Here is a 26,470-nt window from a genome sequence, read left to right on the forward strand (position 1 = left end):
CGCCAGATCCGCACCAAACAAAACCGCCCACATCTGTCGGGCGGTTTTTCTTTTGGCCAACAAAAAACCCGGGCGCGAACGCCCGGGTCAGTAAGAAACGCTGATTGGAAGGAGTTATCAGCCTTTCGAGAACTCAGGGTACGCTTCCATACCCAGCTCAGCCATGTCGAGACCGTTGATCTCGTCCTCTTCGCTGACACGGATACCTGTGACGGCTTTGAGGATGAACCAAACAACGGCGGAGACGACGAAGGTGAAGACACCGATGGCGATGATGCCAGTGATCTGAGCACCCCAGTTACCTGTGTAGAAGGCAACCGCCAGAGTACCCCAGATACCTGCAATCAGGTGAACCGGGATCGCACCAACAACGTCGTCGATCTTCATTTTGTCCAGCATCGGGACGGCGAAGACAACGATCACACCACCGATACCACCAGTGATCAGCGAGCCGAACAGGGACGGTGCCAGCGGTTCCGCTGTGATGGATACCAGACCGGCCAGAGCGCCGTTCAGGGTCATTGTGAGGTCAGGCTTTTTGTACAGAACCTGTGTCAGCAGCAGAGCAACTACAGCACCGGCGGCCGCCGCCATGTTTGTGTTGGCGAAGATGCGGGATACGTCTGTTACGTCACCTACTGTGCCCATTGCCAGCTGCGAACCGCCGTTGAAGCCGAACCAACCCAGCCACAGGATGAATGTACCCAGTGTTGCCAGTGCAAGGTTCGAACCCGGCATCGGAACTGTGCGGCCGTCTTTGTACTTGCCGATACGCGGGCCAAGGATCAGAGCACCTGCCAGAGCTGCCCAGCCACCTGCTGCGTGTACCAGTGTGGAACCGGCGAAGTCAGAGAAGCCCAGTTCGGACAACCAGCCGCCACCCCACTGCCAGGACGCTTCGATCGGGTAGATAAAGCCTGTCAGTACGACAACGAAGATCAGGAAGGGCCACAGTTTGATACGCTCGGCCAGAGTACCGGAAACGATCGATGCTGTTGTGGCACAGAACATCAGCTGGAAGAAGAAGTCGGAACCAACGGATGCATAATCCAGAGCAGCTGCGTCAGCCGCCAGACCTACGGGCTCAAGCACTGTCGGCGAGAACAGCGTGCCAAGGTAGCCGGAAACGATCCAGCCGTCGCCCGGGTACATCAGGTTGAAACCAACCAGCCAGTACATGATTGCCGCGATCGAGAAGAGCGCGATGTTTTTTGTCAGCTGCATGGTCACGTTCTTGGAACGCACCAGGCCTGCTTCAAGCATTGCGAAACCGGCTGCCATCCAGAAGACGAGGAAACCGCCCATGAGGAACAGCAGGGTCGTAAAAATATAGGGGTTGATGTCAGGCGTTGCGGCCGCTTCGGCCTCCTGCGCCATACCGAGCGTCGGAAGTGCGGCAAGCGCGACGACCGGGGCCAGTGTTTTCAAAAGCTTCATTGTCCGTTTTCCCTTAGTTTTTTGTGTGCTGGCAGAAATCAGATCGCGTCTGCGTCTGTTTCACCGGTCCGCACACGAACCGCTTGCTGAACGTCCAGCACAAAGATTTTGCCGTCGCCGATTTTGCCGGTCTGAGCTGTCTTGGTGATGGTTTCGACCACTTGGTCGGCCATCGAACCCGCAACTACGATTTCCAGCTTGATTTTCGGCACAAAGTTCACGGCGTATTCCGCGCCACGATAAATCTCTGTGTGTCCCGACTGAGAGCCGAAGCCCTTGATTTCTGTCACCATCATGCCGCGAACGCCGATGGCGGTCAGTGCTTCGCGGACCTCCTCCAGCTTGAACGGCTTGATCGTCGCAATGATCAGTTTCACCTTGTTCCCTTTCCGGTCTTTGGCAGGACGGACCTGCACTTCGCCCTTGCAGCAAAAGAGCGTGAGGGACTGTTTTGAAAGGTGAACTGCCCATTTTCTGGGCCTCTGGACTCGAATAGTTGCACAATTTTTGCACAATTTAAGTTTAATGATGAAAATTTAAGCACAAATAAAACCCAAACCGGCACTTGCAATGGTGCACATTGCTGCCGTCAGCCACTATCTTAGGTGCAAACTAAGACTGGCTGGGCAGAGCAAAATGGCTGATTCACCCCGTGGCAAAGGCAAGCTTGTTGCCGACCGCCGCTATCCGAAAAGAAAATCGGCACCTGCCAGTAAGGCAAAGGCGGCGCCCAAGAAACGCAAAGCGGCCAAAAAGCCCGTCAAAGGTGGAAACGTTGTGACGCGTGGCATTCGTGGACTGTTCCGCTGGATATTCCGCGTGATCTGGCTTGTTACCTCGCGGGTTACCGCCGTTGGCCTGATCATCCTCGGGCTTGCTGTGGCGTATTTTTATGCACAACTGCCCGAAGCAAAGGCATTTGTAGACGGTCGCGCACAAGGGTCGGTCACGATGTACGACCGCAATGGGCAGGTTTTCGCATGGCGCGGCGACCAGTTCGGCGGTGCGGTCACCGCAGACTCGGTCTCGCCCCACCTGAAAAACGCGGTCATCGCGACCGAAGACAAACGTTTCTACTGGCATCTGGGAATCAGCCCGCGGGGTATTGCCTCGGCGGTGCGCATCAACCTGCGCGAAGGACGTGGACCGCTTCAGGGGCACGGCGGCTCGACCATCACCCAGCAGACCGCGAAACTTCTGTGCCTTGGCGTCGAATATGATCCCGCGATTTGGGAAACCGAAGCGGAATATGTTGCTGACTGTCGCCGTTCGTCGCTGGCCCGCAAGGCCAAAGAGGCGATCTATTCCATGGCGATGGAAGTCAAATACACCAAGGATGAAATCCTTTCGATCTACCTGAACCGCGCCTACATGGGCGCAGGTGCCTACGGCGCAGAAGCAGCATCCCAGCGCTATTTCTCGAAACCTGCGTCGGCGCTGAATGCATCCGAGGCCGCGATCCTTGCAGGCCTTCTGACTGCTCCCAGCACACTGGCACCCACATCAAACCTGGAACGCAGCCGCAACCGTGCCGAAGTCGTCCTTGGGCTGATGGAAGATCAGGGATACCTGACTGCGACCGAAGCCGATGCTGCCCGCGCCAATCCTGCGGTTCTGTCGGATGCCGCCGAACGTTTGCGTGGCGGCTACTTTGCTGACTGGGTGATGGACACCCTTCCGCCTTTTGCAGACGTGTCGTCCCGTCAGGACATCGCGATCCAGACAACACTCGATCCGCGCCTGCAACGCGCAGCCGAACAGGCGATGACCGAGATTTTCAGCACCAAGGTCCGCGAAGGATCAAAGGCGCAGGCCGCAATTGTGGTCATGAGTGCCGACGGCGCTGTCCGCGCCATGGTCGGTGGCCGCCAGATTAACGTATCGGGCGTCTTCAACCGCGCGACACAGGCGAAACGGCAGACCGGTTCGGCGTTCAAGCCATTTGTTTATGCGACTGCGCTGGAGCTGGGGTACTCGCCCTATGACACTGTGATTGATGAGTCATACTGCTTGTTCGCCAACGGAAGAAATGAATGGTGTCCTAAAAACTATACAAACCGGTACGAAGGCAAAGTGACTCTGGTTTACGCACTTAAACACTCACTGAACATTCCTGCCGTGAAGATTTCCGAAAGCGTCGGTCGCGACTTGGTACGCCGTGTCGCGGGGGACTTCGGCATCAACAGCGACCTGATCGATACACCGTCTTTGGCACTTGGCGCGTCCGAGGCTTCGCTTCTGGAAATGACCGGTGCCTACGCGGGTATTTTGAATGGTGGCTCGTCCGTACGCCCCTATGGCGTCCGCGAGCTACGCATCAAGGGGGATGACGAAGCGATGATCGGCCAGCGTGGCGGGATCGGTGAACGGGTCATTAACGAAACAGCCGCCAAGCAGCTTGTCTTCATGATGGAAAAGGTCGTGTCCGAAGGCACAGGTCAACGCGCCAAACTGCCTGACCGTCAGGCGGCGGGCAAAACGGGCACAACACAGGCCGCTCGGGATGCGTGGTTTGTGGGCTTTACCGCTGATTACGTCGCCGGTGTCTGGATGGGCTATGACGACAACACACCACTGACCGGCGTCACAGGTGGCGGTCTGCCAGCAGAAATCTGGCGCGAAACCATGGTGCGTGTGCATGAGGGCGTCCCGCCCAAGCCGCTGCCGATGATCGTACCGGAACCGCCGCGCGTTGTTGAAACCCAGCCCGCGCCGCAGCCTGCCCCGCGTCAGCAACAACAGCCGCGCCGTCAGGATCCGGTCGAGGGTTTCGTCGAACAGCTGCTGCGCGATATTTTCGGCAACTAAGGCAGAGTATCAGGCCAGTGCGGAGAACACATTGATCCGCGCTGGCACCGAAATGCCTGTGTCGGTCGCAAATTCGCTGAACGCCTTATCCAGATCATCGAACAACGCGGCGCGCTGTTCCTGCGTGACCTCGCAGTCGCGCAAGAAGCGCCCCACAGGCCCGATATGCGGCACCAGTTGGCGCAACGCGGGCCACCCGTCGGGGTGATCCAATGTCAGATCGACCGCCTCGCCCACCGGATCGGCAAAACCGCCCGCCTTCAGAAAGCTTACCCCGCGATCGATATCGCGCAGCGACATCGGGCCGGGCGCATCCGGATCGCCATCGGGCAAATCGCCGAAATGCTGCACCGCGATTTTTCGGGCCAGCGAGAACCACGGGTTAAATTCGGACGCGGCCCAAGTAATGAACACGATACGGCCACCGGGACGCAGGGCGCTGTGCAGGTTGGCAAAGGCCGCCTCGGGATCGTCAAAGAACATCACCCCGAATCGCGACACGATCAGGTCGGCAGACCCGTCAAAACCCGCCGTTTGCGCATCCGCCAGATGAAAACTGACGTTCGACACGCCTTTCTCGGCACGGCGTTCTTCGGCTTTGGTCAAAAGAGGCTCGGAAATATCATAGCCCGACACGGACCCTGACGACCCGACCAGTTCCGCCAGCGCAAACGAAGACGTGCCCGCCCCGCAGCCGATATCGATCACCGTTTCACCGGCCTCGGGCGCGGCGCAATCCAGAAGCTTTTCCAGAACCGAGTGATGCATGATGTCCAGATCGCGGTAGAACCGCACCCAGTTCGCACCGGGTTTGTCGTTCCAGAACTGGCGTTGGCTTTCGTTCGCTTCGGTCACTGTGATCCCCCGAATATGCCCGAACCTCTGAAAGTTGTTCTTGGGCATTCTGCATTCATCCTTTAACGAATGTGTCTATAAAGAATTTCAGTATGTAAACATGTCCCGATTTTTGGGCGGAGCCTTTTATGACCAAACTCAGCGAAACCACAGGGGCCGAGGAACTGCGCCAGGCGCGCCGTGAAAGTCGTGGGCTGTATTGGGCGGTGGGTATTTTCAGCGTCTTTGTGAACCTGCTGATGCTGACGGGCCCGCTTTATATGTTGCAGGTCTATGACCGCGTTCTGGGGTCACGGTCGGTCGAAACGCTGGTGGCTTTGTCGGCGGTGGTTCTGTTCCTCTATGCGATGATGGGCCTTCTGGACTATGTGCGCGGTCGGATCATGGCGCGGGTGGCCGCGCGATTCCAGTCGCGCCTGGACACGCGCGTGTTTGACGCCGTGATGCGCCGTTCTGCTGTGCGCCCTGATGCGTTGGCCGCAACCGGCCTGCGTGATCTGGAATCGGTGCAGCGCCTGATGTCATCCCCCGTGATCGGTGCCCTGTTCGATCTGCCATGGACGCCCGTATTCCTGTTCGGAATTATGCTGTTCCACCCGTGGCTGGGATACCTTGCCATGTCCGGTGGTGCCGTTCTGATCGCGATCACGCTGTTCAACCAGTGGCTAAGCCGGAAACCTACGTTGGCGTCCCAACGCGCGGGCCACGCGGCAGATAAAACCGCAGAAGATATTCGAGCAGAGGCCGAGATGGTACAGGCCTTGGGCATGCGCGATCAGGCCTTTGGCCGGTGGCAAACCGCCCGCGACACATCGCTTGAGGCGCATATCGCAACCACCGATGTGACCGGCGGCTTTACCGTCATGACCAAGACTTTCCGCATGATCCTGCAATCGGCGATGCTGGGTCTGGGGGCCTATCTGGTTCTGCAAAACGAACTGACTGCTGGCGCGATGATCGCGGGGTCAATCCTGTTGGGTCGTGCGCTGGCCCCGATCGAACTGATCGTCGGGCAATGGCCCATGGTCGAACGGGCACGCAAAGGGTGGGACAACCTCGCCACCTTGCTGACCGAACATCCCGTTGAACAGTTGAAGACACAGCTGCCCGACCCGCGCGCGATTCTGAACGTTCAACAACTGACCATCGTGCCGCCGGGCGACCAGCAGGCAGCGCTGCGCATGGTCAGCTTTCAACTGAACCAAGGTCAGGCCCTAGGCGTGATCGGGCCGTCTGGTGCGGGGAAATCCACACTGGCTCGGGCCCTGACGGGCATCTGGCATCCGGCGGGCGGCAAAATCCGTCTCGATGGCGCGACGCTGGATCAGTATGGGGTCGAACGGCTGGGCCGCCACATCGGGTACTTGCCCCAGCGCGTGACGCTATTCGAAGGCACAGTCGCCGAAAACATCGCCCGACTGCAGCCTGATGCCGACCCCGCCAAGATTGTCGAGGCCGCAAAGAAAGCCGCCGCGCACGACATGATCCTCAAGCTGCCCGAAGGCTATGACACCCGCATCAGCGCCACAGGCGGTCGCCTGTCCGGCGGGCAGATGCAGCGGATCGGTCTGGCCCGCGCGCTTTATGGTGATCCTGTCCTGCTGGTTCTGGACGAGCCGAACTCGAACCTCGACAACGAAGGATCCGAGGCCGTGAACGCCGCAATCCGCGATTTCAAAAACACCGGCCGCGCCGTGCTGGTCATGGCCCACCGCCCCGCCGCCATTCAGGAATGCGATCTGCTGTTGATGCTGGAAGGCGGGCAGCGCACCGCCTTTGGTCCGCGCGATGAGGTGTTGAAATCGGTGGTGTCGAATTACCAGCAACTCACAGGCGCTAAGAAAGCGCCGGGGGGCGTACGATGACCGACAAGAAACGCTATTCCGTCCGTGGATTTACGATGCTGGGTCTATTGGGTCTGGCCATTTTGGTCGGCGGCTTTGGCACATGGGCCGCGATCACCAACATCTCGGGCGCGATCATTGCGCCGGGCCAGATCGTGGTCGACCGCAACCGTCAGGTCGTTCAGCACCCTGATGGCGGCGTTGTGTCGGAAATTCTGATCGATGAGGGCGACACAGTTGTGGCCGATCAGGTTCTGCTGCGGCTGGACCCGACGCTGTTGCAATCGCGCCTGTCGATTGTCGAAAGCCAGTACTTTGAAATCATCGCACGGCGCGCACGGCTTCAGGCGGAACGGGATGGACTGGAACAGATTTCCTTTCCTGAAGAATTGCTGACCGAGGCCGAAACCTCGGCCGAGGTGGCTGAACAGATCGAAGGTCAGCGTAGCCTTTTCGTGGCCCGCAAGGCGTCGGACGCGCGCGAGTTGGAGCAGCTTCAGAAACGGGCCGATCAGATTGCCGACCAGATCGTCGGCATCGACGCCCAGCAAGATGCGCTGAACGAACAACTGGAATTGATCGAAAGCGAATTGGTCGATCAGCAATCGCTGTTGGACAAAGGATTGGCGCAGGCCAGCCGCGTTCTGGCGCTGAAGCGCGAGAAATCGAACCTGATGGGCACCGTCGGTGAACTGACCGCACAAAAGGCCCAATCCGAAGGCCGGATCACCGAACTGGACCTTGAGGCGATCAAGCTGGAAACCCAGCGCCGTGAAGAAGCGATTAGCGAAATCCGCGACCTTCAAGTGAACGAACGGGAAATGGCCGAAGAACGCCGCGCGCTTCGCGAACAGCTTGACCGTCTGGACATCCGCGCGCCGGTGTCGGGCGTGATCTATGGCCTGACGGTCTTTACCCCGCGCTCGGTCATTCGCGCGGCTGATCCGGTGCTGTTTCTTGTGCCTCAGGATCGCCCCCTGATCATCGAGGCCCGCGTCGACCCGATCCACATCGACCAGATCCGACTGGGTCAAGAGGTGCTGTTGCGCTTCTCGGCTTTGGATCAACGCAGCACGCCGGAACTGGTGGGGCAGGTCACACAGGTGTCCGCCGACGCGTTTCAGGATGATAACACCGGTCTGAGCTTCTACATGGCTGAAGTGACCCTGTCCGAGGGCGAAATCGACCGCCTGCCAGAGGGTGTGACCCTGATCCCCGGCATGCCTGTCGAAAGCTTCCTGCGGACAGAAGATCGCACGCCCTTGGCCTATTTTGTCAAACCGCTGTCAGATTACTTTGCTAAGGCGTTCCGCGAAAGCTGACCCGCTGTCGTGATTGCGCCGAAAAGCGATCTTTCGCTGCGCGCGACAACGGCGTAGCGTGGCCGCAAAGCAAACACCTAAGGACACGACATGACACAAGATGCCCTGACAAAACTGGCCGAACTTGGCCTAACCCTGCCCGCTGCCCCCGCACCTGCGGCGAACTACGTGCCGTTCGTCAAATCGGGCAACCAGCTGTTCGTTTCCGGCCAGATTTCCAATGGCCCCGACGGGCTGATCACAGGCAAACTGGGCGCGGACATGTCGGTCGAAGAGGGTGCTGCCGCCGCACAGTCCTGCGCACTTAGCCTGATCGCCCAGCTGAACGCCGCCGTTGATGGCGATCTGAGCCGTCTGGTCCGCGTCGTCAAACTGGTAGGCTTTGTGAACTCGACCGCCGATTTCACGGACCAGCCCAAGGTCATCAACGGCGCGTCCGATCTGATGGTTGCGGTCTTCGGCGATGCTGGCCGCCACGCGCGCTCGGCCGTTTCTGCCGCATCCCTGCCCCTTGGCGTCGCGGTCGAGATCGAAGCGATTTTCGAGATCAACTGATGAAAACCCTGCCCGCCTCGTTTCTGGCCGCTCCGATTGCCCATCGCGCCTATCATGACATCCATGACGGACGTCCTGAAAACAGCCGCTCCGCAATCCGCGCGGCCATCGCGGCGGGCTTCGGGATCGAGATTGATCTGCAACTGTCCAAAGACGGGCAGGCCATGGTTTTTCACGACTATGACCTGCGCCGTCTGACACCCGAACAAGGTGCCCTGCGCCAGCGGACAGCGGCAGAATTGCAGGCCATTCCCCTGCTGCACGGTGACGAAGGCATTCCGACCCTGATCGAGGTGTTGGACATCGTCGCGGGCAAGGTACCGCTGCTGATCGAAATCAAGGATCAGGATGGCGGCATGGGCACCAACGTAGGACCTTTGGAACAGGCTACCGCCGACGCGCTTAAGGGCTATACCGGCCCTGTGGCGGTCATGTCCTTCAACCCGCACAGCATCGCGGAAATGGCCCGCCTTGCGCCCGATGTCGCGCGCGGCCTTACCACCAGCGCCTATGATCCGGACGATTGGAAAACGCTGAAACAGTCCACCTGCGACACGCTGCGCGATATCCCCGATCTGGAGCGCACCAGATCGTGCTTTATCAGCCACGAAGCCGCCGACCTGCCCCGCCCGCGCGTGGCCGAGATCAAGGCGCAAGGCCTGCCGATCCTGTGCTGGACAATCAGATCGCCGGAACAAGAGGCAGAGGCGCGGAAAATCGCGGATAATGTCACCTTCGAGGGCTACGCCGCTTGAAGCGCCGCCGCGGAACACCAGATACTCTGGTGCACGAGGGCCCATGACTGACATCACCGAAGATACCACTTTCACCATCAACGCGCTGTCGTCACTGGACCAGATCGACGCCGCCACATGGGATGCCTGCGCCTGCCCCGAGGCCGCGGATGGTGGCCGCCCAATTGACCCGTTCACGACCTACCGCTTTCTGAAAGCGCTGGAAGACAGCGGATCCGTGGGGGCCGGAACGGGCTGGGATCCGCGCTATCTGACGGCTGAAATCGACGGTCAGGTGATCGCGGTCGCGCCGCTTTACGGCAAATCCCATTCACAGGGCGAATACATCTTCGATCACAACTGGGCCCATGCCTATGAACAGGCGGGCGGGCGGTATTATCCGAAACTGCAAATGGCGGTGCCCTTCACACCTGCCACAGGCCGCCGGTTCCTGACCCGTCCGGGCTATGACACCGTCGGCATGTCGGCCTTGGTTCAGGGGGCTGTTGAGCTGGCCACACAGAACCACGTCTCGTCGCTGCACATCACCTTCTGCACCGAGGCCGAGGCGATCGCAGGCGGCAAAATGGGCCTGATGCGCCGCATCACCCAGCAGTTCCACTGGCTGAACGACAACTACGCCAGTTTCGACGATTTCCTGACCAGCCTTTCGTCGCGCAAACGCAAAACCATCCGCAAGGAACGGCGCACCGCGCAGGACTTCGGAGGAGAGATCGTCACCCTGATCGGCGACGATATCCAACCCGAGGATTGGGACAGCTTCTGGCAGTTCTATCAGGACACCGGCGCGCGCAAATGGGGCTCGCCCTATCTGACGCGGGCGTTTTTTGATATCATGCACGACACAATGCGCGACGACATCGCCTTGGTCATGGCGCGGCGCGACGGGCAGAACGTGGCAGGCGCCATGAACCTGATCGGGCGCGATACGCTCTACGGACGATACTGGGGATGTATCGAAGATCATCCCTGCCTGCATTTTGAGGCATGCTATTATCGGGCAATTGATCTGGCGATTCAGCTGGGCCTGAAACGGGTCGAGGCCGGCGCGCAGGGCGAACACAAACTGGCCCGCGGCTATCTGCCTGCCGAAACCCATTCGCTGCACTGGGTCGCCGATGCCGGATTTGCCAACGCAATCGACCGCTATCTGGCCGAAGAACGCCGCGCGGTCAGCCACGACATAGAAGTCCTGACAAGCTACGGCCCGTTCCGGAAAACCGAAATCGAGGAACAACAATGATCGAAAAACTGAGCGAGACCGCCCGAAAGACGATGCTGGAACCCCTGTTCGACACAGGCTGGGCCATGGTCGATGGTCGCGACGCGATCAGCAAGACCTATACGTTCGAAACCTTCGTCGACGCGTTCGGCTGGATGACCCGTGCCGCGATGTGGGCGGAAAAATGGAACCATCATCCCGAATGGTTCAACGTCTACAACAAGGTCACTGTCACCCTGTCGACCCATGACGTAGACGGCCTGTCATCGCTTGATGCGAAACTCGCCCGCAAAATGGACAGCCTGTAGTTTGGGTATTTTCTGTCCCCAAATACCTTGGGGGAATTGGCCGCAGGCCAAGGGGGCAAAGCCCCCTCGCCCCTAGCCAGAATCACATCGCTTCCAGCAATGTCTCACCAGCAGAAATGCTGCACTCGCCCGCCGCTTCTTCTTCGTTCAGGATGGTCACAACGCCGTCCTCGACCAGCATCGAAAACCGCTTGCAGCGGTCATAGAAACCAACCGGCGGTGCGGTAAATTCCATGCCGATCGCTTTGGTGAACGATGCATCGCCATCCGCCAGCATTGTCAGGCCCGCGTCTTCTGCGCCTGTGTTTTCCGCCCATGCCTTCATGACAAACGGGTCGTTCACGGCCACACAGATGATTTCATCCACGCCTTTTTCGGCAAACGCATCTTTGGTGCGGATAAAGCTGGGAACATGCGCCGCCGAACAGGTGCGGGTGAACGCGCCCGGAAGACCGAACAGAACAACCTTCCGTCCTTTCAGCTTCTCGGCCAGATCGACCGTCGCCGGACCCTCGTCGCCCATGACCAGAAATGTTGCATTCGGCAGTGTATCGCCTTTTTTGATAGCCATTACGCTCTTCCCAAATTTGCGTTTCGTTCTCTGCCAGATATAGGGTGCCCCAAGCAAAAACCAGTAAGGGTTCGAAAAGATGACAAAGGTCGTTGTTGTAGGTGCCGGACAAGCCGGCGCTTCGGTGGTTGCAAAGCTTCGCAACAAGGGGTTCGAAGGGGCGATCACCATGATCGGCGAAGAACCCGCAGTGCCGTATCAGCGCCCGCCGTTGTCCAAAGCCTACCTGCTGGGCGAGATGGAACTGGACCGCCTGTATCTGCGTCCCGAAAGCTTTTATGCGGAAAACAACATCGACCTGATCCTGTCCAATAAGGTCGAGTCCATCGATCCCGCGGCAAAGACCGTCACCGTGGATGGCAAGACCGTGGATTATGACGAGCTGGTGCTGACTACAGGCTCCTATCCCCGTCGCTTGCCCGCTTCGATTGGCGGCGATCTGGACGGTGTGTTCACTGTTCGCGGTCTGGCCGATGTAGATGCCATGCAGCCGCGTTTTACCGAAGGCGCCAAGGTGCTGATCGTCGGCGGTGGTTATATCGGGCTTGAGGCCGCAGCCGTCGCTGCCAAGCTGGGTTTGGATGTGACGCTGGTCGAAATGTCCGACCGTATCCTGCAGCGCGTTGCGGCCAAGGAAACCTCGGACTATTTCCGCAAACTTCACACAGATCACGGCGTAAAAATTCTGGAAAGCACCGGCCTGAACCGCCTAACAGGTGAAGGTCATGTATCCGGTGCGGAACTTAGTGACGGCACCACGCTGGATGTGGATTTCGTGATTGTTGGTGTGGGGATCGTGCCAGCCACCGAACTGGCCGAGGCCGCGGGCCTTGAGATCGACAACGGCATCAAGACCGACAACTTTGGCCGCACATCCGATCCGCACATCTGGTCGGCAGGCGACTGCGCGTCCTTCCCCTACAAAGGCGACCGCCTGCGTCTTGAAAGCGTGGGCAACGCGATTGACCAGGGCGAAATCGTTGCTGAAAACATTATGGGCGCGGAAACACCCTATACCGCCAAGCCGTGGTTCTGGTCGGACCAGTATGACTGCAAACTGCAGATCGCGGGCCTGAACGCGGGCTATGACCGTATCGTGACGCGCCAAGGGGCCGATGGATCGGTGTCCTACTGGTACTACAAGGGCGAAACGCTGCTGGCGTTGGACGCGATGAATGACCCGCGCGCCTACATGGTCGGCAAGCGCCTGATCGAAAACGGCAAGTCGCCCAACCCGACGCTGATCGCCGACCCTGCCCAAGATCTCAAACCGCTGCTCAAAGCGTGAGGATCATCGCAGGCACCCATCGCGGTCGCGCCTTGACCCCTGTGGGCAAGGGCGATCCGGGCGCACATCTGCGCCCGACCACCGACCGTGTCCGCGAAAGCCTGTTCAACACGTTGGCGGGGGGCCGTTTCGGTGACCCGTTCGACAGCGCGCAGGTGCTGGACCTGTTCGCGGGAACCGGCGCTTTGGGGCTCGAGGCGCTGTCGCGCGGGGCCGAACACGTGACCTTTGTCGACGACGGGCGCAAAGCCGGTCAGCTGGTGCGTGCGAATATCAAGCTGTTGGGCGTGGGCGGGCAAACCACTGTTCTAGGCACCAACGCCACCCGCCTGCCCGCCGCGACCACCCCCGCCACGCTGGTTTTTCTGGACCCGCCCTACGGCAAATCGCTGGGGGAAAAGGCGCTGGCATCGGCGCGTGACGCTGGCTGGATCGCACCCGAGGCCCTGATCGTCTGGGAAGAATCCGCCCCAATGGACGCGCCCGAGGGCTTCGAGTTTCTGGAACACCGCAAATACGGCGACACGCATGTGACGCTGCTGGAAGTCGTTTAGGTCTCGCGCCCTGCCAGCTTAGCCGCGCGGTGGGTCCAAAGCACGTGGCCCAAAGCCCCCAGTGCTCCGATCCCGCCTGCGATGCCCAACGCCAGAAGACCGAATTGTTCAAGCACCAGCCCGCCCACAGCCGCGCCAGTCGCCGTGCCGACGTAGATCGCGGCAGCGTTCAGGGCAAAGACCACGCTGGCCTCTTCAGGCGCCAGGGCCAACAGGCGGATTTGCTGGGATGCCATAAAGGCCCAGCAGGACATGGACCAGAAGAACACCACAGCGAACAGCCCGAGCTTGGCAAAGGGCAGCGCAGAAAACAGCGGCATTAGAAAGACCAGCGCAAGGCATAGGATCACCAGCGTTTTGACTGCGCCCAAGGCATCGGCCATCCGCCCGCCCAACTGGTTGCCCGTTACAGCGGCGATCCCGAAGATCAACAGAACCAGCGCGATCCCGTCGCGGCCAAAGCCCATCGTGTCTGTCAGCAGCGGCGACAGGTAGGTGTAGATGATGTAGATCGGCCCAAGGAATGCGGCGGTGAACAGAACCACCGCGATCAACAGCCCGTCCTTCAACACCCGCCCCAGATCACGCAGCGACACGGGCTGAAGGCTTAGCCCCTTAGGCACACGCAGCCACACGACCACCAAAGCGATCAGAGCCAGCACAAGCACCATGACAAAGGCCATGCGCCAGCCGAATGTATAAGCCACCCAACTGCCCGCAGGCACGCCGAACACCTGCGCCAGTGACAGGCCGAAGACCACATTCGCCAGGGCCCGCCCACGCGCGGCCGCAGGTGATACCGCTGCCGTCACCGCCGCTGCGACGGGCGTGAACATCCCCGCGCCCGCCGCCGCCAAAGCGCGCGAGGCATAAAGCGTCGGCAGGTTCGGGGCAAAGGCACATCCCGCAGCGCCCAGCGCGAACATCCCCATGCCCAGCGCCAGCACACGCCTACGCCCGATGGCACCGGTTGCTGACACCAGAAGCGGGGACAGGATTGCATAGGAAATGGCGTAAAACGTCATCAGCCACCCCGCCGCCGCGCGCGAGATGGTAAAGGCGTCGGCCACCGGATCGATCAAACCGACCACGATGAACGCGCCCATGCCGATAACAAAGTTGCAGGCCGACAGCGCCCAGATCAGATCGGTGGGCGCCGAGGTATCCTTAGCCATAGGTGGGGTGGAACTTGCCTGCCGGTGACAGGGTAAAGATATCCACGCCATCTGCCGTCACGCCGACGGAATGTTCGAACTGCGCCGACAGGGATTTGTCGCGGGTGACCGCTGTCCAGTCGTCTGCCAGAACCTTGGTTTCGGGGCGTCCCAGATTGACCATCGGCTCGATGGTAAAGAACATACCTTCTTCCAGCACAGCGCCTGTGCCAGCGCGGCCATAGTGCAGAACGTTCGGCGGGGCGTGGAACACGCGGCCAAGACCGTGGCCACAGAAATCCCGCACGACGGACATGCGCTGCGCTTCGACATAGGTCTGGATCGCGTTTCCGATGTCGCCGAATGTGTTGCCGGGTTTGACCATCTCGATCCCCAGCATCAGCGCATCATGGGTGACCTGAATAAGCCGTTCGGTTTTGCGCGACAGCTTGCCCGCCACATACATGCGGCTTGTGTCACCGTACCAGCCATCGACAATCACGGTGACGTCGATGTTCAGGATATCGCCATCCTTCAGCTTTTTGTCGCCGGGGATGCCGTGGCAGACCACGTGGTTCACGCTGATACAGGTCGCGTGCTGATAGCCCTTATAGCCGATCGTCGCCGAAATCGCGTTTTCTTCCTCGATCCGGTTGCGGATGAAGTCATCAATCGCGCCAGTGGTCTGGCCCGGAAAGACATGCTCGGCAACTTCGTCCAACAACTGCGCTGCCAGACGACCGGCCTTGTGCATGCCGTCATAGTCGCTTGCGTCGTAAATGCGGATGCCTTCGCGGGTCAGGCGGCCTCTTGCTTCGTTCAAAACGGGACTCCCGTAGCTTCGTTGCCCGTTATGTAATGCCGTTTTCGCCAAGAGGCCAGAGTAACGCCGCGGTGCCGCTAATTTCGAAGGCGTTGGCATCTAAGCGAACGATGCAGGCAGCCACATGAGTATTGACCAATCCAACGGGACGTCCGACTATCTACCCTAGATTGAAAACAAAGGCGTTAGACTGTTGATTTACAAATTACTCGGCGTGATTTTCGGTGCCTCGGTGGCGGCAACTTTCTTCATTTGGAAAAGCCAGCAAGTCGACCAATCGTTAGAGCAAGACTTCGTCGAACTGTTCGAACGCTGCCGGACATCCATCGAAACCGGCCAGCCTTTTGACAGCACCGGATTAGAGGAAACCGAGGTTCGGAAAAATAGTAAGCAAAACTATGGCATGTCGTCAGAGCAAGTCGCGTGGGCCCTGCCCGGCTCTGATTTTCAGGTTCTTTTAACCGCGTGGGTTGGCCGAAATAACGTCACTCGGCATCTCTGCGATATTGAGCTGCAAGACGAACGTCGCTTCCTGAGCCCCGTTGAACAAGGGCTTCTGATGCGCCAATTCGCTATTTTTCAGGGAAAGTACGTCGGCGCCAGAACGCATAAACTCGACCCTCTCTATGTCCTCATACCACCGGTGATAACGAACACGTTTTTGCTTTCTGAACGCAATCCAAGAGGATGTTCGGTGATCAATACGATCAGCATGGGGCCTGATGGCTACTTCTTTTCCGCAGGCAGCGGCGAGCAGGGTACAAAAGAATGCGAGACCGAGAAGGCTTCACTCAACTAGCCCGATCATAAGGCGCGCAGCAAATTCAGGGCCATAGTATCGTGAAGCTGGAAGAGCTTTGGCGTCAGTGGTGACTAAAACCTTTATTGGGCCGCCCACATCGCTACTGTATGCGCATCGTATTTGTTGAAAGCCGTTTTAATCATGTCTTTACACACAGCCTCTGACAACTGGGATTTCTATTCCTGCTCAATTGAAGAAAAGCCACATTCCACGATGGTAAACCTATCTTTGCACGACCTCGCACCAATACGCGGGCTGGATTGGTTTCATTGCTTAGAGGTCCTTCTGAAGTCGCCCAATCCCCAAAACGGGATGACGACAAGTGACGAATTCGAACCCCTTAGTGAAATCGAAGATTTTATTGCGCGGAATGAATCTGAAAGCCTGAGATACGTCGCGCGGCAAACAGGGGACGGCCGACGCAAATTTTATTTTTACGCAACACCCGACTTCAAGTTCTCGGATATCGTCGATGAAATAAACCAAGCGTTTCCGACCTACGAGAAAAGCACATTCAATTTTGAAGACGCGGAATGGGAGACATATTTTGGCAATTTGTATCCCAACGCCATGGCGATGAATGAAATTGCCAATCGAAGTGTTTTCCTGCTGCTCGAAGAACACGGTGACAATTTAGAAGTTCTGCGGGAAATCGATCACAACTTTATCTTCAAAAACCGCGAACACGCAGAGCAACTTACTAAGACGCTGGAGGAAAAAGGCTTCAAGGTAAGCACCAGCACCCGCGGCCTCTTTAAAAAATCCTACGATCTTCTTGCTCAACGGGTTGATGCACCACGCCAACTCGACCCGATCACATTCGAATTAAAGCAACTCGCCGACGAACTTGGAGGGGAATACGATGGCTGGGGATGCTCGGTGCAATCCGATAGCGAATAGCGCCATTTGTTCTCACTTAGAGCCCTTCAGTCACGAAAGGTACTCAGAGAGCGACGCATAAAACCGCACAAGCTAAATTTTTCCCAATTTATCCCTCTGCCACAAACGGCAGCTTCCGACCCAGTGTGATCTGCTCTGGCGTGATCTGGCAATCGTAGGCGATGACTTCGATGCCCTGTTTGGAGGCCTCTGCAAAGGCCTTTGCGTAGGCAGGGTCGATGTCAGCGGCCAGTCCAACGCGGTCGGCATCTGTGCGTTGCACCAAATAGAGCATCACCGCCCGCGCGCCTGCCTGAGACATCTGCGCCAGTTCGGCCAGATGTTTCGCCCCGCGTTTGGTCACGCTGTCAGGAAACTCGGCCAGACCGGACTGGCGCATCAGCGTAACGGATTTGACCTCGACATAGGTGTCCGGCTGATCCGCGCCTTGCAGCAGGAAATCGATCCGGCTGCTTTCGCCGTATTTCTGTTCGGGCTTGACCGTGTCGAACTGCGTCAGCCCCTCGACCAGACGGTCCTGAATGGCTGCTTTCAGCATCCGGTTCGGCACGGCTGTGTCCACCCCCGTGAACGCGCCGCTGTCGTGCTCCACCAGCTTCCACGCCCATTTCAGTTTGCGCTTGGGATCGTCGTTCGGCTCCAGCCAGACGCGCAGCCCTTCGTCTGCCAGTCCCATCATCGATCCGGGGTTGGCGCAATGGGCCGTGACCTCGCGCCCGTCTTCAAGACGGACATCTGCCAGAAAGCGTTTATAGCGACGTATCAGCCGGGCGGGGACGAGAGGGGTTTGAAAGCGCATGGTGCCGCCCTATAGCTTGTCCCGAAGACAACGCCAAGGAGTGCCGCCATGTCCAACCCTACAGCCGCCATGCTGGTGATCGGTGACGAAATCCTGTCCGGCCGGACCCGCGATGCGAACATGCACTATCTGGCAGGAGAAATGACCAAGATGGGCATCGACCTGAAAGAGGTGCGCGTGGTCAGCGATGATCGCGATGCGATCATCCGTGCCGTGAATGATCTGCGCAGTGGGTATGACTCGGTCTTTACCAGCGGCGGCATTGGCCCGACGCACGACGACATCACCGCCGATTGCGTGGCCGCAGCTTTTGGTGTGCACATCGACGTGCGCGATGATGCCAGTGCGCTTTTGGCAGCATTCTATGAACAAACGGGCCGCGAGTTGAACGAAGCGCGGCTGCGCATGGCGCGCATCCCGGACGGCGCGACGCTGATCGACAATCCTGTTTCTGTAGCACCGGGTTTCAAGCTGGAAAACGTCTATGTCATGGCCGGTGTGCCGTCGGTGTTTCAGGCCATGTTGGCCAGCATCACCCCCACACTGACCGGCGGCGCACCGCTCTTGACCCAATCCATCCGCATTGAACGGGGCGAAGGCGATATCGCCGCGCCTTTGGGCAAACTGGCTGACGAGTTCTCGGACCTCAGCTTTGGCTCCTACCCCTTCCAACACAATGGTGTGCATGGTGCGAATATCGTGATCCGTGGTACCGATGGCGCACGCGTTGAGGCGGCGGCGATCCGAGTGGCAGGACTTTTTGACGAATGACCAAACCCGATATCCAGAAACTGTACGATGTGACCGAGGCCACATGGCCGCCCGCTGCGCGTTTCGACCTTGGGCCTGTCACGCTCCGCGATGGAGCGGGTGGTGGCAAACGTGTGTCGGCGGCGACGGCACAAGATGGCTGGACGCCCGTCGATCTGGACGCCGCAGAGGCGCGGATGAATGAGATGGGGCAGCAGCCGCTGTTCATGATCCGCGAAGGTCAGGATGATCTGGACGCCACGCTAGATGCCAAGGGCTATAAGGTCATTGATCCCGTCTATGCCCGCATGTGTCCTGTGTCGAACCTGACCGATCTGCCGATCCCGCGTGTCACGGCCTTTGCCATTTGGGAACCGCTGGCCATCATGCGGGATATCTGGGCCGAAGGCGGCATCGGGGCGGAACGGCTGGCCGTGATGGACCGTGCCTGCGATCCGAAGACAGGCATTCTGGGCCGCGTCGATGACAAACCCGCCGCCACCGCCTTTGCGGCGATCCACGATGGTGTGGCCATGGTCCATGCAGTGGAAACCCGCGTCGCGCATCGCCGCAAGGGCATGGGCAAATGGGTCATGCGTCAGGCCGCGCATTGGGCGGCGGCCAACGGGGCCGACTGGATCGCGATCCTTGTGACCACTGGCAACGAAAGTGCAAATGCGCTGTATGAATCCTTGGGTATGGAGATCGTCGGCAAGTATCACTACCGTATCAAAGCCTAATAGGAGGATCGGCAGCATGACCAAATCAGATCAAGTCACCGCACTGGACCTGCCAATGGTCGATCCGCTACCACCCGAAACCCAACGCTATTTCGACATCTGCCAGGAAAAGCTGGGGATGATCCCGAATGTTCTGAAGGCTCACGCCTTTGACATCGACAAGCTGAACGCCTTTACCGCTTTGTACAACGATCTGATGTTGGGCAACTCTGGCCTGAGCAAGCTTGAACGCGAAATGATCGCGGTCTGTGTCAGCAGCATCAACAAATGCTTTTACTGCCTGACGGCGCATGGGGCGGCTGTGCGTCAACTGTCCGGCGATCCTAAACTGGGCGAAGCGCTGGTGATGAACTGGCGGGCGGCTGATCTGTCTGATCGGCAGGTCGCGATGCTGACATTCGCCGAAAAGGTCACCAAAGCATCCCATGAAGTGGTCGAAGCCGACCGTCAGGCGCTGCGCGATGCTGGTTTCAGTGATCGCGACATTTGGGATATCGCCAACGTGACCGGTTTTTACAACATGTCGAACCGTGCGGCCTCTGCCGTCGATATGCGGCCTAATGACGAATACCATGCGCAGTTCCGTTAAATCGGCGCTCACTGCATTTTTGCTGCTGGCGGGTCTGCCTGCCGCAGCGCTGGATCTGGAGCTGCCGATCAGCGCACAGTTGTCCGTCGCGACATCAGATCCGCTTTCCAGCTATCGCCTGCCCGTCGGCAAATGGACCGAAGAAACAGGCGTGCCCGTGAAGGTCTATGAAGGGGCGATCGAACGTCAGGCATGGCGATTGGCGGGTAACAGCGCGACCACGCTGCAAATGATGGATCCTCTGCGCGACGATCTGACGGACGCCGGATACGAGATCGTGTTTCAATGCGCCAATCAGGGCTGCGGCGGGTTCGATTTCCGCTTTGATATCGAGGTGCTGCCCGCGCCTTCGATGCATGTGAACCTGATCGACTACCGGTTCCTGTCTGCCGAACACCCGACCGAAGGCGCGATCAGCATCCTGACCAGCCGCAACCAAGCCGCAGGCTTCATCCAGATCATCCGCGCGGGCGGCAAGCAAAAGCAATCTGTGAATGTCGAAACCACGGCCCTGCCCGCCGAGGTGGCGACAGGCGACATTATCGGATCGCTCGAAACGCTGGGCCACGTCGTTCTAAGCGATATGCGGTTCAAAGCGGGCTCATCCGAGCTGGCCGATCAGGTTCCGTCACTGGATCAACTGGCCGCCTATCTGAAGGCTCGGCCTGACCGTGTAATCGTCTTTGTCGGGCACACGGATGCCACCGGATCGCTTGCCGCCAATCAGGCGCTTTCCCTGCGCCGCGCGACGTCGGCGGTGGATTATCTACAAGATCGCCATGGCATCACCAGCGCCCAGATTTCGGCGGACGGGGTCGGGTATCTCTCGCCCATCGCGACCAATCTGACCGAAGAAGGCCGCATCAAAAATCGACGTGTCGAGGCTGTTCTGATCTCGACCGAATGATTTCTCTTTTGTCGTCGCGGCGACTCTGGCAAAGTGCGGTCCAAATTTGATCAAATTATGGATCGAGATCGCCATGAAAGACGAAAACTTCCTGAAGGAAAACAATGCGCGCCATCTTTGGCACCCCATGGGTCACCCCGGCGATGCGCAACAAAACCCGCCCAAGATCATCACGGACGCGGAAGGTGTGAAGATCACTGATATCGACGGCCATTCCGTTGTGGATGCCGTGGGCGGCCTGTGGTGCGTGAACCTTGGCTACTCCAACGATGTGGTGAAAGAGGCGATCTCGAAACAACTGTACGATCTGCCTTACTATTCGGCCTTTGCGGGGTCGACGAACCCACCGGCGATCGAGGCCAGCCATGCTGTGCGCGAATTCTTTGAAGAAGACGGCATGGCGCGGGTGTTCTTTACTTCGGGCGGATCGGATTCGGTCGAAACCTGCCTGCGTCTGGCGCGGCAGTATCACCGCCTGCGCGGCGAACCGACACGAACCAAATTCCTGTCGCTGAAAAAGGGCTATCACGGAACGCACTTTGGCGGCGCGTCAGTGAACGGCAACAACCGCTTCCGCCTGAACTATGAACCTTTGCTGCCGGGCTGCCACCACCTGCCCGCGCCCTATCCCTATCGCAACCCGTTCAACGAAACGGACCCTGCGAAACTGGCGCAGAACATCGCCGCCGTGCTTGAGGATGAAATTGCTTTCCAAGGCGCGGAAAACATCGCAGCGCTGATCATGGAGCCGATCCTTGGTGCAGGCGGCGTGATCGTGCCCGACGCGACCTTTATGCCGCTGATGCGCGAGATCTGTGATCGCCACGGCATCCTGCTGATCTCGGACGAGGTCATCACCGGTTTTGGTCGTACAGGCGACTGGTCCGGCGCGCGTCACTGGGGTGTGAAACCGGATATGATGAGCACGGCCAAGGGCATCACATCGGGCTACTTCCCTGTGGGTGCTGCGCTGTTCAGCGACAAGGTGGCAGAGGTGTTTGAGACCGCCGGTGCCGATGGCGCGATCTTTACCGGCTACACCTATTCCGCCCATCCTGTTGGTGCCGCAGCGGTAATTGCGACGCTGTCCGAAACCAAACGCCTGAACACCGCCGCCAACGCAGGCCCGCGTGGCACGCAGCTGTTCGAAGGCGTTCAGAAACTGGCCGAGAAATACGACATTATCGGCGATGTGCGCGGTGGCCACGGGCTGATGACCGGGATCGAGATCGTGTCGGACAAAGCGGCAAAAACGCCGATGAATGCCGCGACGATGAAGCGTATCCACGAAACCACCTATCAGGCAGGCGCGATGGTGCGTCTGGGGATGCACAACATTCTGATGTCGCCGCCGCTGACCATCACAGAGGACGAAGTGAACGTCATCCTGTCGGCGCTTGATGCAGGCTTTGCTGCCGCCTGATCCGGCAGTTCAGACAAAAGAAAAGGGCATCGCGAACCTGTCGCGATGCCCTTTCTGATTTCTGGCGTTGCCCGCGATTAGGCGACGTCGAATGCCAGCGGCTTGACCTGGTTGAACAGGCCGGTTGCTTCCAGCTTGCCCAGAACTTCGCCCGGGACCGGTGCGTCAACGTACAGCAGAGCAATCGCTTCGCCCTTCACAGCCGCACGGCCAAGGGTGAAGTTCGCGATGTTGACGTCGTTTGTGCCCAGCGTCTGGCCCAGCGTACCGATGATGCCCGGAACGTCTTCGTTTGTGGTGTACAGCATGTGCGCGCCGACCTCGGCATCGATGTTGATGCCTTTGATCTGGATAAAGCGCGGCTTACCATCCGAGAAGACAGTACCAGCAATCGAACGTTCGCGTGTATCTGTCACAACCGTCACTTTGATATAGCCGTCAAACGCGCCCGACTTTGCCTGATTGGTGGTCGAGATTTTGATGCCACGCTCTTTCGCGATGACCGGCGCGGAAACCATGTTCACGTCAGGGTTCGCGCGCTTCATGATGCCCGCCACAACCGAGCAGTTCAGCGCAGCAAGGTTCATCTCGGACACGGAACCGTCGTACAGGATGTTGATCGCCTTGACCGGCTCGTCTGTCATCTGGCCGATGAAGCTGCCCAGATGGTCAGACAGTTTGATCCACGGGCCCATGACCTTGGCTTCTTCCGCTGTCACGGACGGCATGTTCAGAGCGTTCTCAACAGCGCCTGTCAGCAGGTAGTTGGACATCTGGTCAGCAACCTGAAGCGCCACGTTTTCCTGTGCTTCTGTTGTTGCGGCACCAAGGTGCGGTGTGCAGACAACGTTCGGCAGGTTGAACAGCGGGTTTTCTTTTGCAGGCTCGACCGAGAACACGTCGAACGCCGCACCAGCCACGTGGCCGGATTTCAGCAGTTCTGCCAGTGCTTCTTCGTCTACCAGACCGCCGCGGGCACAGTTGATGATGCGCACGCCTTTTTTGGTCTTGGCCAGGTTTTCCTTGGACAGGATGTTACGTGTCGTGTCTGTCAGCGGAACGTGCAGCGTGATGAAGTCAGCGCGCGCCAGCAGGTCTTCCAGTTCGACCTTCTCGACACCCATTTTCTGGGCTTTCTCTTCGCTCAGGAAGGGGTCGTAGGCCGCAACTTTCATCTTCAGGCCACGGGCACGGTCGCACACGATACCACCGATGTTACCGGCACCGATGACGCCCAGTGTCTTGCCTGTCAGTTCGACACCCATGAACTTGGACTTTTCCCATTTGCCTGCGTGTGTAGATGCGGACGCTTCGGGGATCTGACGCGCAACTGCGAACATCATCGCGATGGCGTGTTCGGCTGTTGTGATCATGTTGCCGAACGGCGTATTCATGACGATCACGCCTTTTTTCGACGCGGCTTCACGGTCGACGTTGTCGACACCGATACCGGCGCGGCCGATGACTTTCAGGTTTGTCGCCGCTTCAAGGATCTTGTCGGTAACTTTGGTGGCGGAACGGATCGCCAGACCGTCGTACTGACCGATCACTTCGGCCAGCTTGTCCTTGTCTTTGCCAAGGTCGGGCTGGAAATCAACGTCGATGCCACGATCGCGGAAGATCTGAACGGCGGCTTCGGACAGCTTGTCGGAAATAAGAACTTTGGGGGCCATGTATCTTGGTCCTTTGGATGTATCTCTGGGTCACGGGCGCGCGTCAGGCGCACCCGCTGATATGTCAGGAAAGTAGTCGGATCAGGCCGCTTCGGTCTGAGCTTCGATCTCGGCGTGGAAGGCCCATTCAAGCCACGGCAGCATGGCCGCAACGTCGGACTGTTCCACAGTACCACCGCACCAGATGCGCAGACCGGCAGGCGCGTCACGGTAGGCGCCGATGTCCAGTGCAACACCTTCCGCTTCCAGACGCTTGGCCACGGCCTTGGCAAAGGCTGCGCCGTCCTGAATGCGGTCGTCGGTGAACTTCAGGCAGACCGAAGTGTTCGAACGTGTCGCCGGATCTTCGGCAAGGTTCGCGATCCAGTCGTTCGCATCGCAGAAATCCCAAACGGTTTTCGCGTTTGCATCTGCGCGGGCCATCAGACCTTTCAGGCCGCCTTCGGCGCGTGCCCAGTCCAGAGCGACAAGGTAATCTTCAACCGCCAGCATGGAGGGCGTGTTGATTGTCGCGCCTTCAAAGATACCGTCGATCAGCTTGCCGCCTTTGGTCAGGCGGAAGATTTTCGGCAGGGGCCATGCGGGTGTGTAGCTTTCCAGACGTTCAACAGCGCGGGGGCTGAGAACCAGAATGCCGTGCGCCGCTTCGCCGCCCAGAACCTTCTGCCAAGAGAAGGTGGTCACATCCAGCTTGTCCCACGGCAGGTCCTGCGCGAAGGCGGCGGATGTTGCGTCACAGATCGTCAGACCTTCGCGGTCAGCGGGGATCACGTCGCCGTTTGCAACGCGGACGCCCGATGTTGTGCCGTTCCATGTGAACACAACGTCTGTGTTGTAATCGATAGACGCCATATCGACGATCTTGCCATAGTCGGCTTCCAGAACGTCAGCGTCGATTTTCAGCTGCTTGACCACGTCGCTGACCCAGCCAGAGCCGAAGCTTTCCCATGCGACCATGGTTGCTTTGCGTGCACCCAGAAGCGACCACATAGCCATTTCAACCGCGCCAGTGTCGGACGCAGGAACGATGCCAATTTTGTAGTCTGCAGGGATGCCCAGAATTTCGCGCGTGCCTTCGATGGCCGCTTTCAGCTTGTCCTTGCCGACTTTCGCACGGTGCGAACGGCCAAGTGCTGCGTCCTGCAGCAATTCAAGCTTGAATGTGGGGATTTTGGCGCAGGGGCCAGAGGAGAAACGCGGATTAGCCGGCCGCGTTGCCGGAGTGGTCAGTGCCATGTTGTGATACCCTCACAGATATATGCCCTTCGTTGGGGAAGGGTGTCCCACCGCCGGACCTATTGCGTTGCTTGAAATCGCGCAATGGGGATTCTGCACCTTGTGACCGCCTGTCGCATTTTTTTTATGAATGGTCGGTTCCGATAGGAAACTTCGGATTTTGGCGGGGCTCGACGCTTTCATGTCAGGCAGGCCCATAGTCCCAGTGAACCCTTCCGTTCCGCCCGCGCATTGCGTATGTCCCCCGTCGAAACCCCTGTTCGACTGCGTGAAAGAGACGCCATGTATACCGTCACCCTTTTGACCAACCCCGAAACCCCTGCCCTGCAACCCGCTGCCGCAGATGCGCTGCGCAACGCGTGGGGCGGTGGCGATATCCAGTGGTTGGCCGCGGATGAGGCCTGCGCCTTTAACATCGCAGAAATCCCCGAAAACCGCTGGCAGGTGTGGGAAGACATGCAGGCGCTGAAAACCGATATGGTGATCCAGCCCACAGCCACTCGACGCAAAAAGATGCTGCTGGCGGATATGGATTCGACCATGATCCAGCAGGAATGCATCGACGAGCTGGCAGAAGAGGCCGGCGTCGGCGCGCATGTCAAAGACATCACCGCCCGCGCCATGAACGGCGAGTTGGATTTTGAAGGTGCGCTGACGGAACGCGTGGCGCTGCTCAAAGGTCTACCGGAAAGCGTCATTGATCAGGTCCTGCAAACACGCATCACCCTTATGCCGGGCGGCAAGACACTTCTGGCGACCATGAAAGCAAACGGCGGCTATGCGGCGCTGGTGTCTGGCGGCTTCACCGCGTTCACAGCCAAGGTCGCGGCGGAACTGGGCTTTGACGAAAACCGCGCGAACACGCTTATCGCCGAAAACGGCACCCTGACAGGCGAGGTTGGTCGCCCGATCCTTGGCCGCGAAGCCAAAGTGTCGGCGCTGGAAGAGATCAGCAAACGTCTGGGCATATCCGAAGCAGACGTGCTCGCCGTGGGTGACGGTGCCAACGATCTGGGCATGCTGGGCCGCGCAGGCACAGGCGTTGCCCTGCACGCGAAACCCTCGGTGCAGGCGCAATGCGATGTTCGGGTGAATTTCGGTGATCTGACCGCCCTGCTGTACCTGCAGGGCTATGCCAAATCTGAATTCGTCTAA

26 protein-coding genes are annotated in these 26,470 nt (G+C 58.9%); 17 read left to right on the forward strand and 9 right to left on the reverse strand.

Going from position 1 to position 26,470, the window contains the following annotated elements; genetic code table 11:
- Positions 1–117: 117 nt before the first annotated feature.
- Together C4S59_RS10910 and C4S59_RS10915 are read right to left on the reverse strand one after the other, a co-directional pair.
- Positions 118–1,437, reverse strand: a complete 1,320-nt coding sequence (locus C4S59_RS10910) for an ammonium transporter (RefSeq protein ID WP_103910541.1) — start codon at positions 1,435–1,437, stop codon at positions 118–120.
- A gap of 38 nt (positions 1,438–1,475) precedes the next feature.
- Positions 1,476–1,814 carry a P-II family nitrogen regulator gene (locus C4S59_RS10915; RefSeq protein ID WP_103910835.1) on the reverse strand — a complete coding sequence of 113 codons (339 nt, stop codon included), beginning with the start codon at positions 1,812–1,814 and terminating at the stop codon, positions 1,476–1,478.
- 259 nt (positions 1,815–2,073) lie between these two features.
- Here C4S59_RS10915 and C4S59_RS10920 point away from each other — a divergent pair, with 259 nt between their 5' ends.
- Positions 2,074–4,245 carry a transglycosylase domain-containing protein gene (locus C4S59_RS10920; protein WP_103910542.1) on the forward strand — a complete coding sequence of 724 codons (2,172 nt, stop codon included), beginning with the start codon at positions 2,074–2,076 and terminating at the stop codon, positions 4,243–4,245.
- Positions 4,246–4,254: 9 nt separating this feature from the next.
- On the opposite strand, the gene C4S59_RS10925 is transcribed toward C4S59_RS10920, so the two are convergent.
- On the reverse strand, positions 4,255–5,148 hold the full coding sequence (locus C4S59_RS10925; RefSeq protein WP_103910543.1) for a class I SAM-dependent methyltransferase: 894 nt from the start codon (positions 5,146–5,148) through the stop codon (positions 4,255–4,257).
- A gap of 80 nt (positions 5,149–5,228) precedes the next feature.
- Here C4S59_RS10925 and C4S59_RS10930 point away from each other — a divergent pair, with 80 nt between their 5' ends.
- The 6 genes from C4S59_RS10930 to C4S59_RS10955 all read left to right on the forward strand — a co-directional run bounded on the left by C4S59_RS10930 (position 5,229) and on the right by C4S59_RS10955 (position 11,106).
- On the forward strand, positions 5,229–6,965 hold the full coding sequence (locus C4S59_RS10930; RefSeq protein WP_103910544.1) for a type I secretion system permease/ATPase: 1,737 nt from the start codon (positions 5,229–5,231) through the stop codon (positions 6,963–6,965).
- Complete coding sequence (locus tag C4S59_RS10935; RefSeq protein WP_103910545.1) at positions 6,962–8,266, forward strand: HlyD family type I secretion periplasmic adaptor subunit; 1,305 nt, start codon at positions 6,962–6,964, stop codon at positions 8,264–8,266. Before C4S59_RS10930 ends, C4S59_RS10935 begins: the two co-directional genes overlap by 4 nt.
- Before the next feature lie 90 nt (positions 8,267–8,356).
- Positions 8,357–8,821: a RidA family protein gene (locus C4S59_RS10940; RefSeq protein WP_103910546.1), complete on the forward strand. Its 465-nt coding sequence runs from the start codon at positions 8,357–8,359 to the stop codon at positions 8,819–8,821.
- On the forward strand, positions 8,821–9,576 hold the full coding sequence (locus C4S59_RS10945) for a glycerophosphodiester phosphodiesterase family protein (protein WP_407703054.1): 756 nt from the start codon (positions 8,821–8,823) through the stop codon (positions 9,574–9,576). Before C4S59_RS10940 ends, C4S59_RS10945 begins: the two co-directional genes overlap by 1 nt.
- A 43-nt stretch (positions 9,577–9,619) precedes the next feature.
- On the forward strand, positions 9,620–10,819 hold the full coding sequence (locus C4S59_RS10950) for a GNAT family N-acetyltransferase (RefSeq protein ID WP_103910548.1): 1,200 nt from the start codon (positions 9,620–9,622) through the stop codon (positions 10,817–10,819).
- A complete protein-coding gene (locus C4S59_RS10955; protein WP_103910549.1) occupies positions 10,816–11,106 on the forward strand; it encodes a 4a-hydroxytetrahydrobiopterin dehydratase in 291 nt (96 codons plus the stop codon). The genes C4S59_RS10950 and C4S59_RS10955 overlap by 4 nt, the downstream gene beginning before the upstream one ends.
- An 82-nt stretch (positions 11,107–11,188) precedes the next feature.
- On the opposite strand, the gene C4S59_RS10960 is transcribed toward C4S59_RS10955, so the two are convergent.
- Complete coding sequence (locus tag C4S59_RS10960; RefSeq protein ID WP_103910550.1) at positions 11,189–11,677, reverse strand: peroxiredoxin; 489 nt, start codon at positions 11,675–11,677, stop codon at positions 11,189–11,191.
- 79 nt (positions 11,678–11,756) lie between these two features.
- On the opposite strand from C4S59_RS10960, the gene C4S59_RS10965 reads away from it, so the two are divergent.
- Positions 11,757–12,965 (forward strand): NAD(P)/FAD-dependent oxidoreductase, encoded by a 1,209-nt coding sequence (locus C4S59_RS10965; protein ID WP_103910551.1) that lies wholly within the window; start codon positions 11,757–11,759, stop codon positions 12,963–12,965.
- Positions 12,962–13,519 carry a 16S rRNA (guanine(966)-N(2))-methyltransferase RsmD gene (gene rsmD, locus C4S59_RS10970; protein WP_103910552.1) on the forward strand — a complete coding sequence of 186 codons (558 nt, stop codon included), beginning with the start codon at positions 12,962–12,964 and terminating at the stop codon, positions 13,517–13,519. Before C4S59_RS10965 ends, rsmD begins: the two co-directional genes overlap by 4 nt.
- Here the strand turns inward: rsmD and C4S59_RS10975 are convergent.
- Positions 13,516–14,694: an MFS transporter gene (locus tag C4S59_RS10975; RefSeq protein WP_160006837.1), complete on the reverse strand. Its 1,179-nt coding sequence runs from the start codon at positions 14,692–14,694 to the stop codon at positions 13,516–13,518. The genes rsmD and C4S59_RS10975 overlap by 4 nt on opposite strands.
- Positions 14,687–15,496: a type I methionyl aminopeptidase gene (gene map, locus C4S59_RS10980; protein WP_146064529.1), complete on the reverse strand. Its 810-nt coding sequence runs from the start codon at positions 15,494–15,496 to the stop codon at positions 14,687–14,689. The genes C4S59_RS10975 and map overlap by 8 nt, the downstream gene beginning before the upstream one ends.
- Positions 15,497–15,689: 193 nt before the next feature.
- Here map and C4S59_RS10985 point away from each other — a divergent pair, with 193 nt between their 5' ends.
- Both C4S59_RS10985 and C4S59_RS10990 read left to right on the forward strand, forming a co-directional pair.
- A complete protein-coding gene (locus tag C4S59_RS10985; protein WP_103910555.1) occupies positions 15,690–16,295 on the forward strand; it encodes a hypothetical protein in 606 nt (201 codons plus the stop codon).
- Positions 16,296–16,439: 144 nt separating this feature from the next.
- Positions 16,440–17,198: a DUF695 domain-containing protein gene (locus tag C4S59_RS10990; protein WP_103910556.1), complete on the forward strand. Its 759-nt coding sequence runs from the start codon at positions 16,440–16,442 to the stop codon at positions 17,196–17,198.
- Positions 17,199–17,286: 88 nt separating this feature from the next.
- Here C4S59_RS10990 and sfsA read toward each other — a convergent pair whose 3' ends face one another.
- On the reverse strand, positions 17,287–17,997 hold the full coding sequence (gene sfsA / locus C4S59_RS10995) for a DNA/RNA nuclease SfsA (protein WP_103910557.1): 711 nt from the start codon (positions 17,995–17,997) through the stop codon (positions 17,287–17,289).
- A 48-nt stretch (positions 17,998–18,045) separates the two neighbouring features.
- Between sfsA and C4S59_RS11000 the strand changes: the two genes are divergently transcribed.
- The 5 genes from C4S59_RS11000 to C4S59_RS11020 all read left to right on the forward strand — a co-directional run bounded on the left by C4S59_RS11000 (position 18,046) and on the right by C4S59_RS11020 (position 22,406).
- The gene (locus C4S59_RS11000) at positions 18,046–18,768 is read left to right on the forward strand and encodes a competence/damage-inducible protein A (RefSeq protein WP_103910558.1); all 723 of its coding nucleotides are present in this window, start codon (positions 18,046–18,048) and stop codon (positions 18,766–18,768) included.
- Positions 18,765–19,487 carry a GNAT family N-acetyltransferase gene (locus C4S59_RS11005; protein ID WP_103910559.1) on the forward strand — a complete coding sequence of 241 codons (723 nt, stop codon included), beginning with the start codon at positions 18,765–18,767 and terminating at the stop codon, positions 19,485–19,487. The genes C4S59_RS11000 and C4S59_RS11005 overlap by 4 nt, the downstream gene beginning before the upstream one ends.
- Positions 19,488–19,503: 16 nt before the next feature.
- Entirely contained in the window at positions 19,504–20,076 is a 573-nt protein-coding gene (locus tag C4S59_RS11010; RefSeq protein WP_103910560.1) for a peroxidase-related enzyme, read from the forward strand.
- Positions 20,060–20,983 (forward strand): OmpA family protein, encoded by a 924-nt coding sequence (locus C4S59_RS11015; RefSeq protein WP_234994739.1) that lies wholly within the window; start codon positions 20,060–20,062, stop codon positions 20,981–20,983. Before C4S59_RS11010 ends, C4S59_RS11015 begins: the two co-directional genes overlap by 17 nt.
- A 73-nt stretch (positions 20,984–21,056) precedes the next feature.
- Positions 21,057–22,406, forward strand: coding sequence for an aminotransferase class III-fold pyridoxal phosphate-dependent enzyme (locus C4S59_RS11020; RefSeq protein WP_103910836.1), 1,350 nt, complete (start codon positions 21,057–21,059; stop codon positions 22,404–22,406).
- A 77-nt stretch (positions 22,407–22,483) separates the two neighbouring features.
- On the opposite strand, the gene serA is transcribed toward C4S59_RS11020, so the two are convergent.
- The gene (gene serA / locus C4S59_RS11025; protein WP_103910562.1) at positions 22,484–24,079 is read right to left on the reverse strand and encodes a phosphoglycerate dehydrogenase; all 1,596 of its coding nucleotides are present in this window, start codon (positions 24,077–24,079) and stop codon (positions 22,484–22,486) included.
- Positions 24,080–24,160: 81 nt separating this feature from the next.
- Positions 24,161–25,315, reverse strand: a complete 1,155-nt coding sequence (locus tag C4S59_RS11030) for a phosphoserine transaminase (protein ID WP_103910563.1) — start codon at positions 25,313–25,315, stop codon at positions 24,161–24,163.
- Between the two features lie 282 nt (positions 25,316–25,597).
- On the opposite strand from C4S59_RS11030, the gene serB reads away from it, so the two are divergent.
- Complete coding sequence (gene serB, locus C4S59_RS11035) at positions 25,598–26,470, forward strand: phosphoserine phosphatase SerB (protein WP_103910564.1); 873 nt, start codon at positions 25,598–25,600, stop codon at positions 26,468–26,470.

Origin of the sequence: Thalassococcus halodurans (assembly GCF_900108225.1) — a bacterium.
Taxonomy (GTDB): Bacteria; Pseudomonadota; Alphaproteobacteria; order Rhodobacterales; family Rhodobacteraceae; genus Thalassococcus; species Thalassococcus halodurans.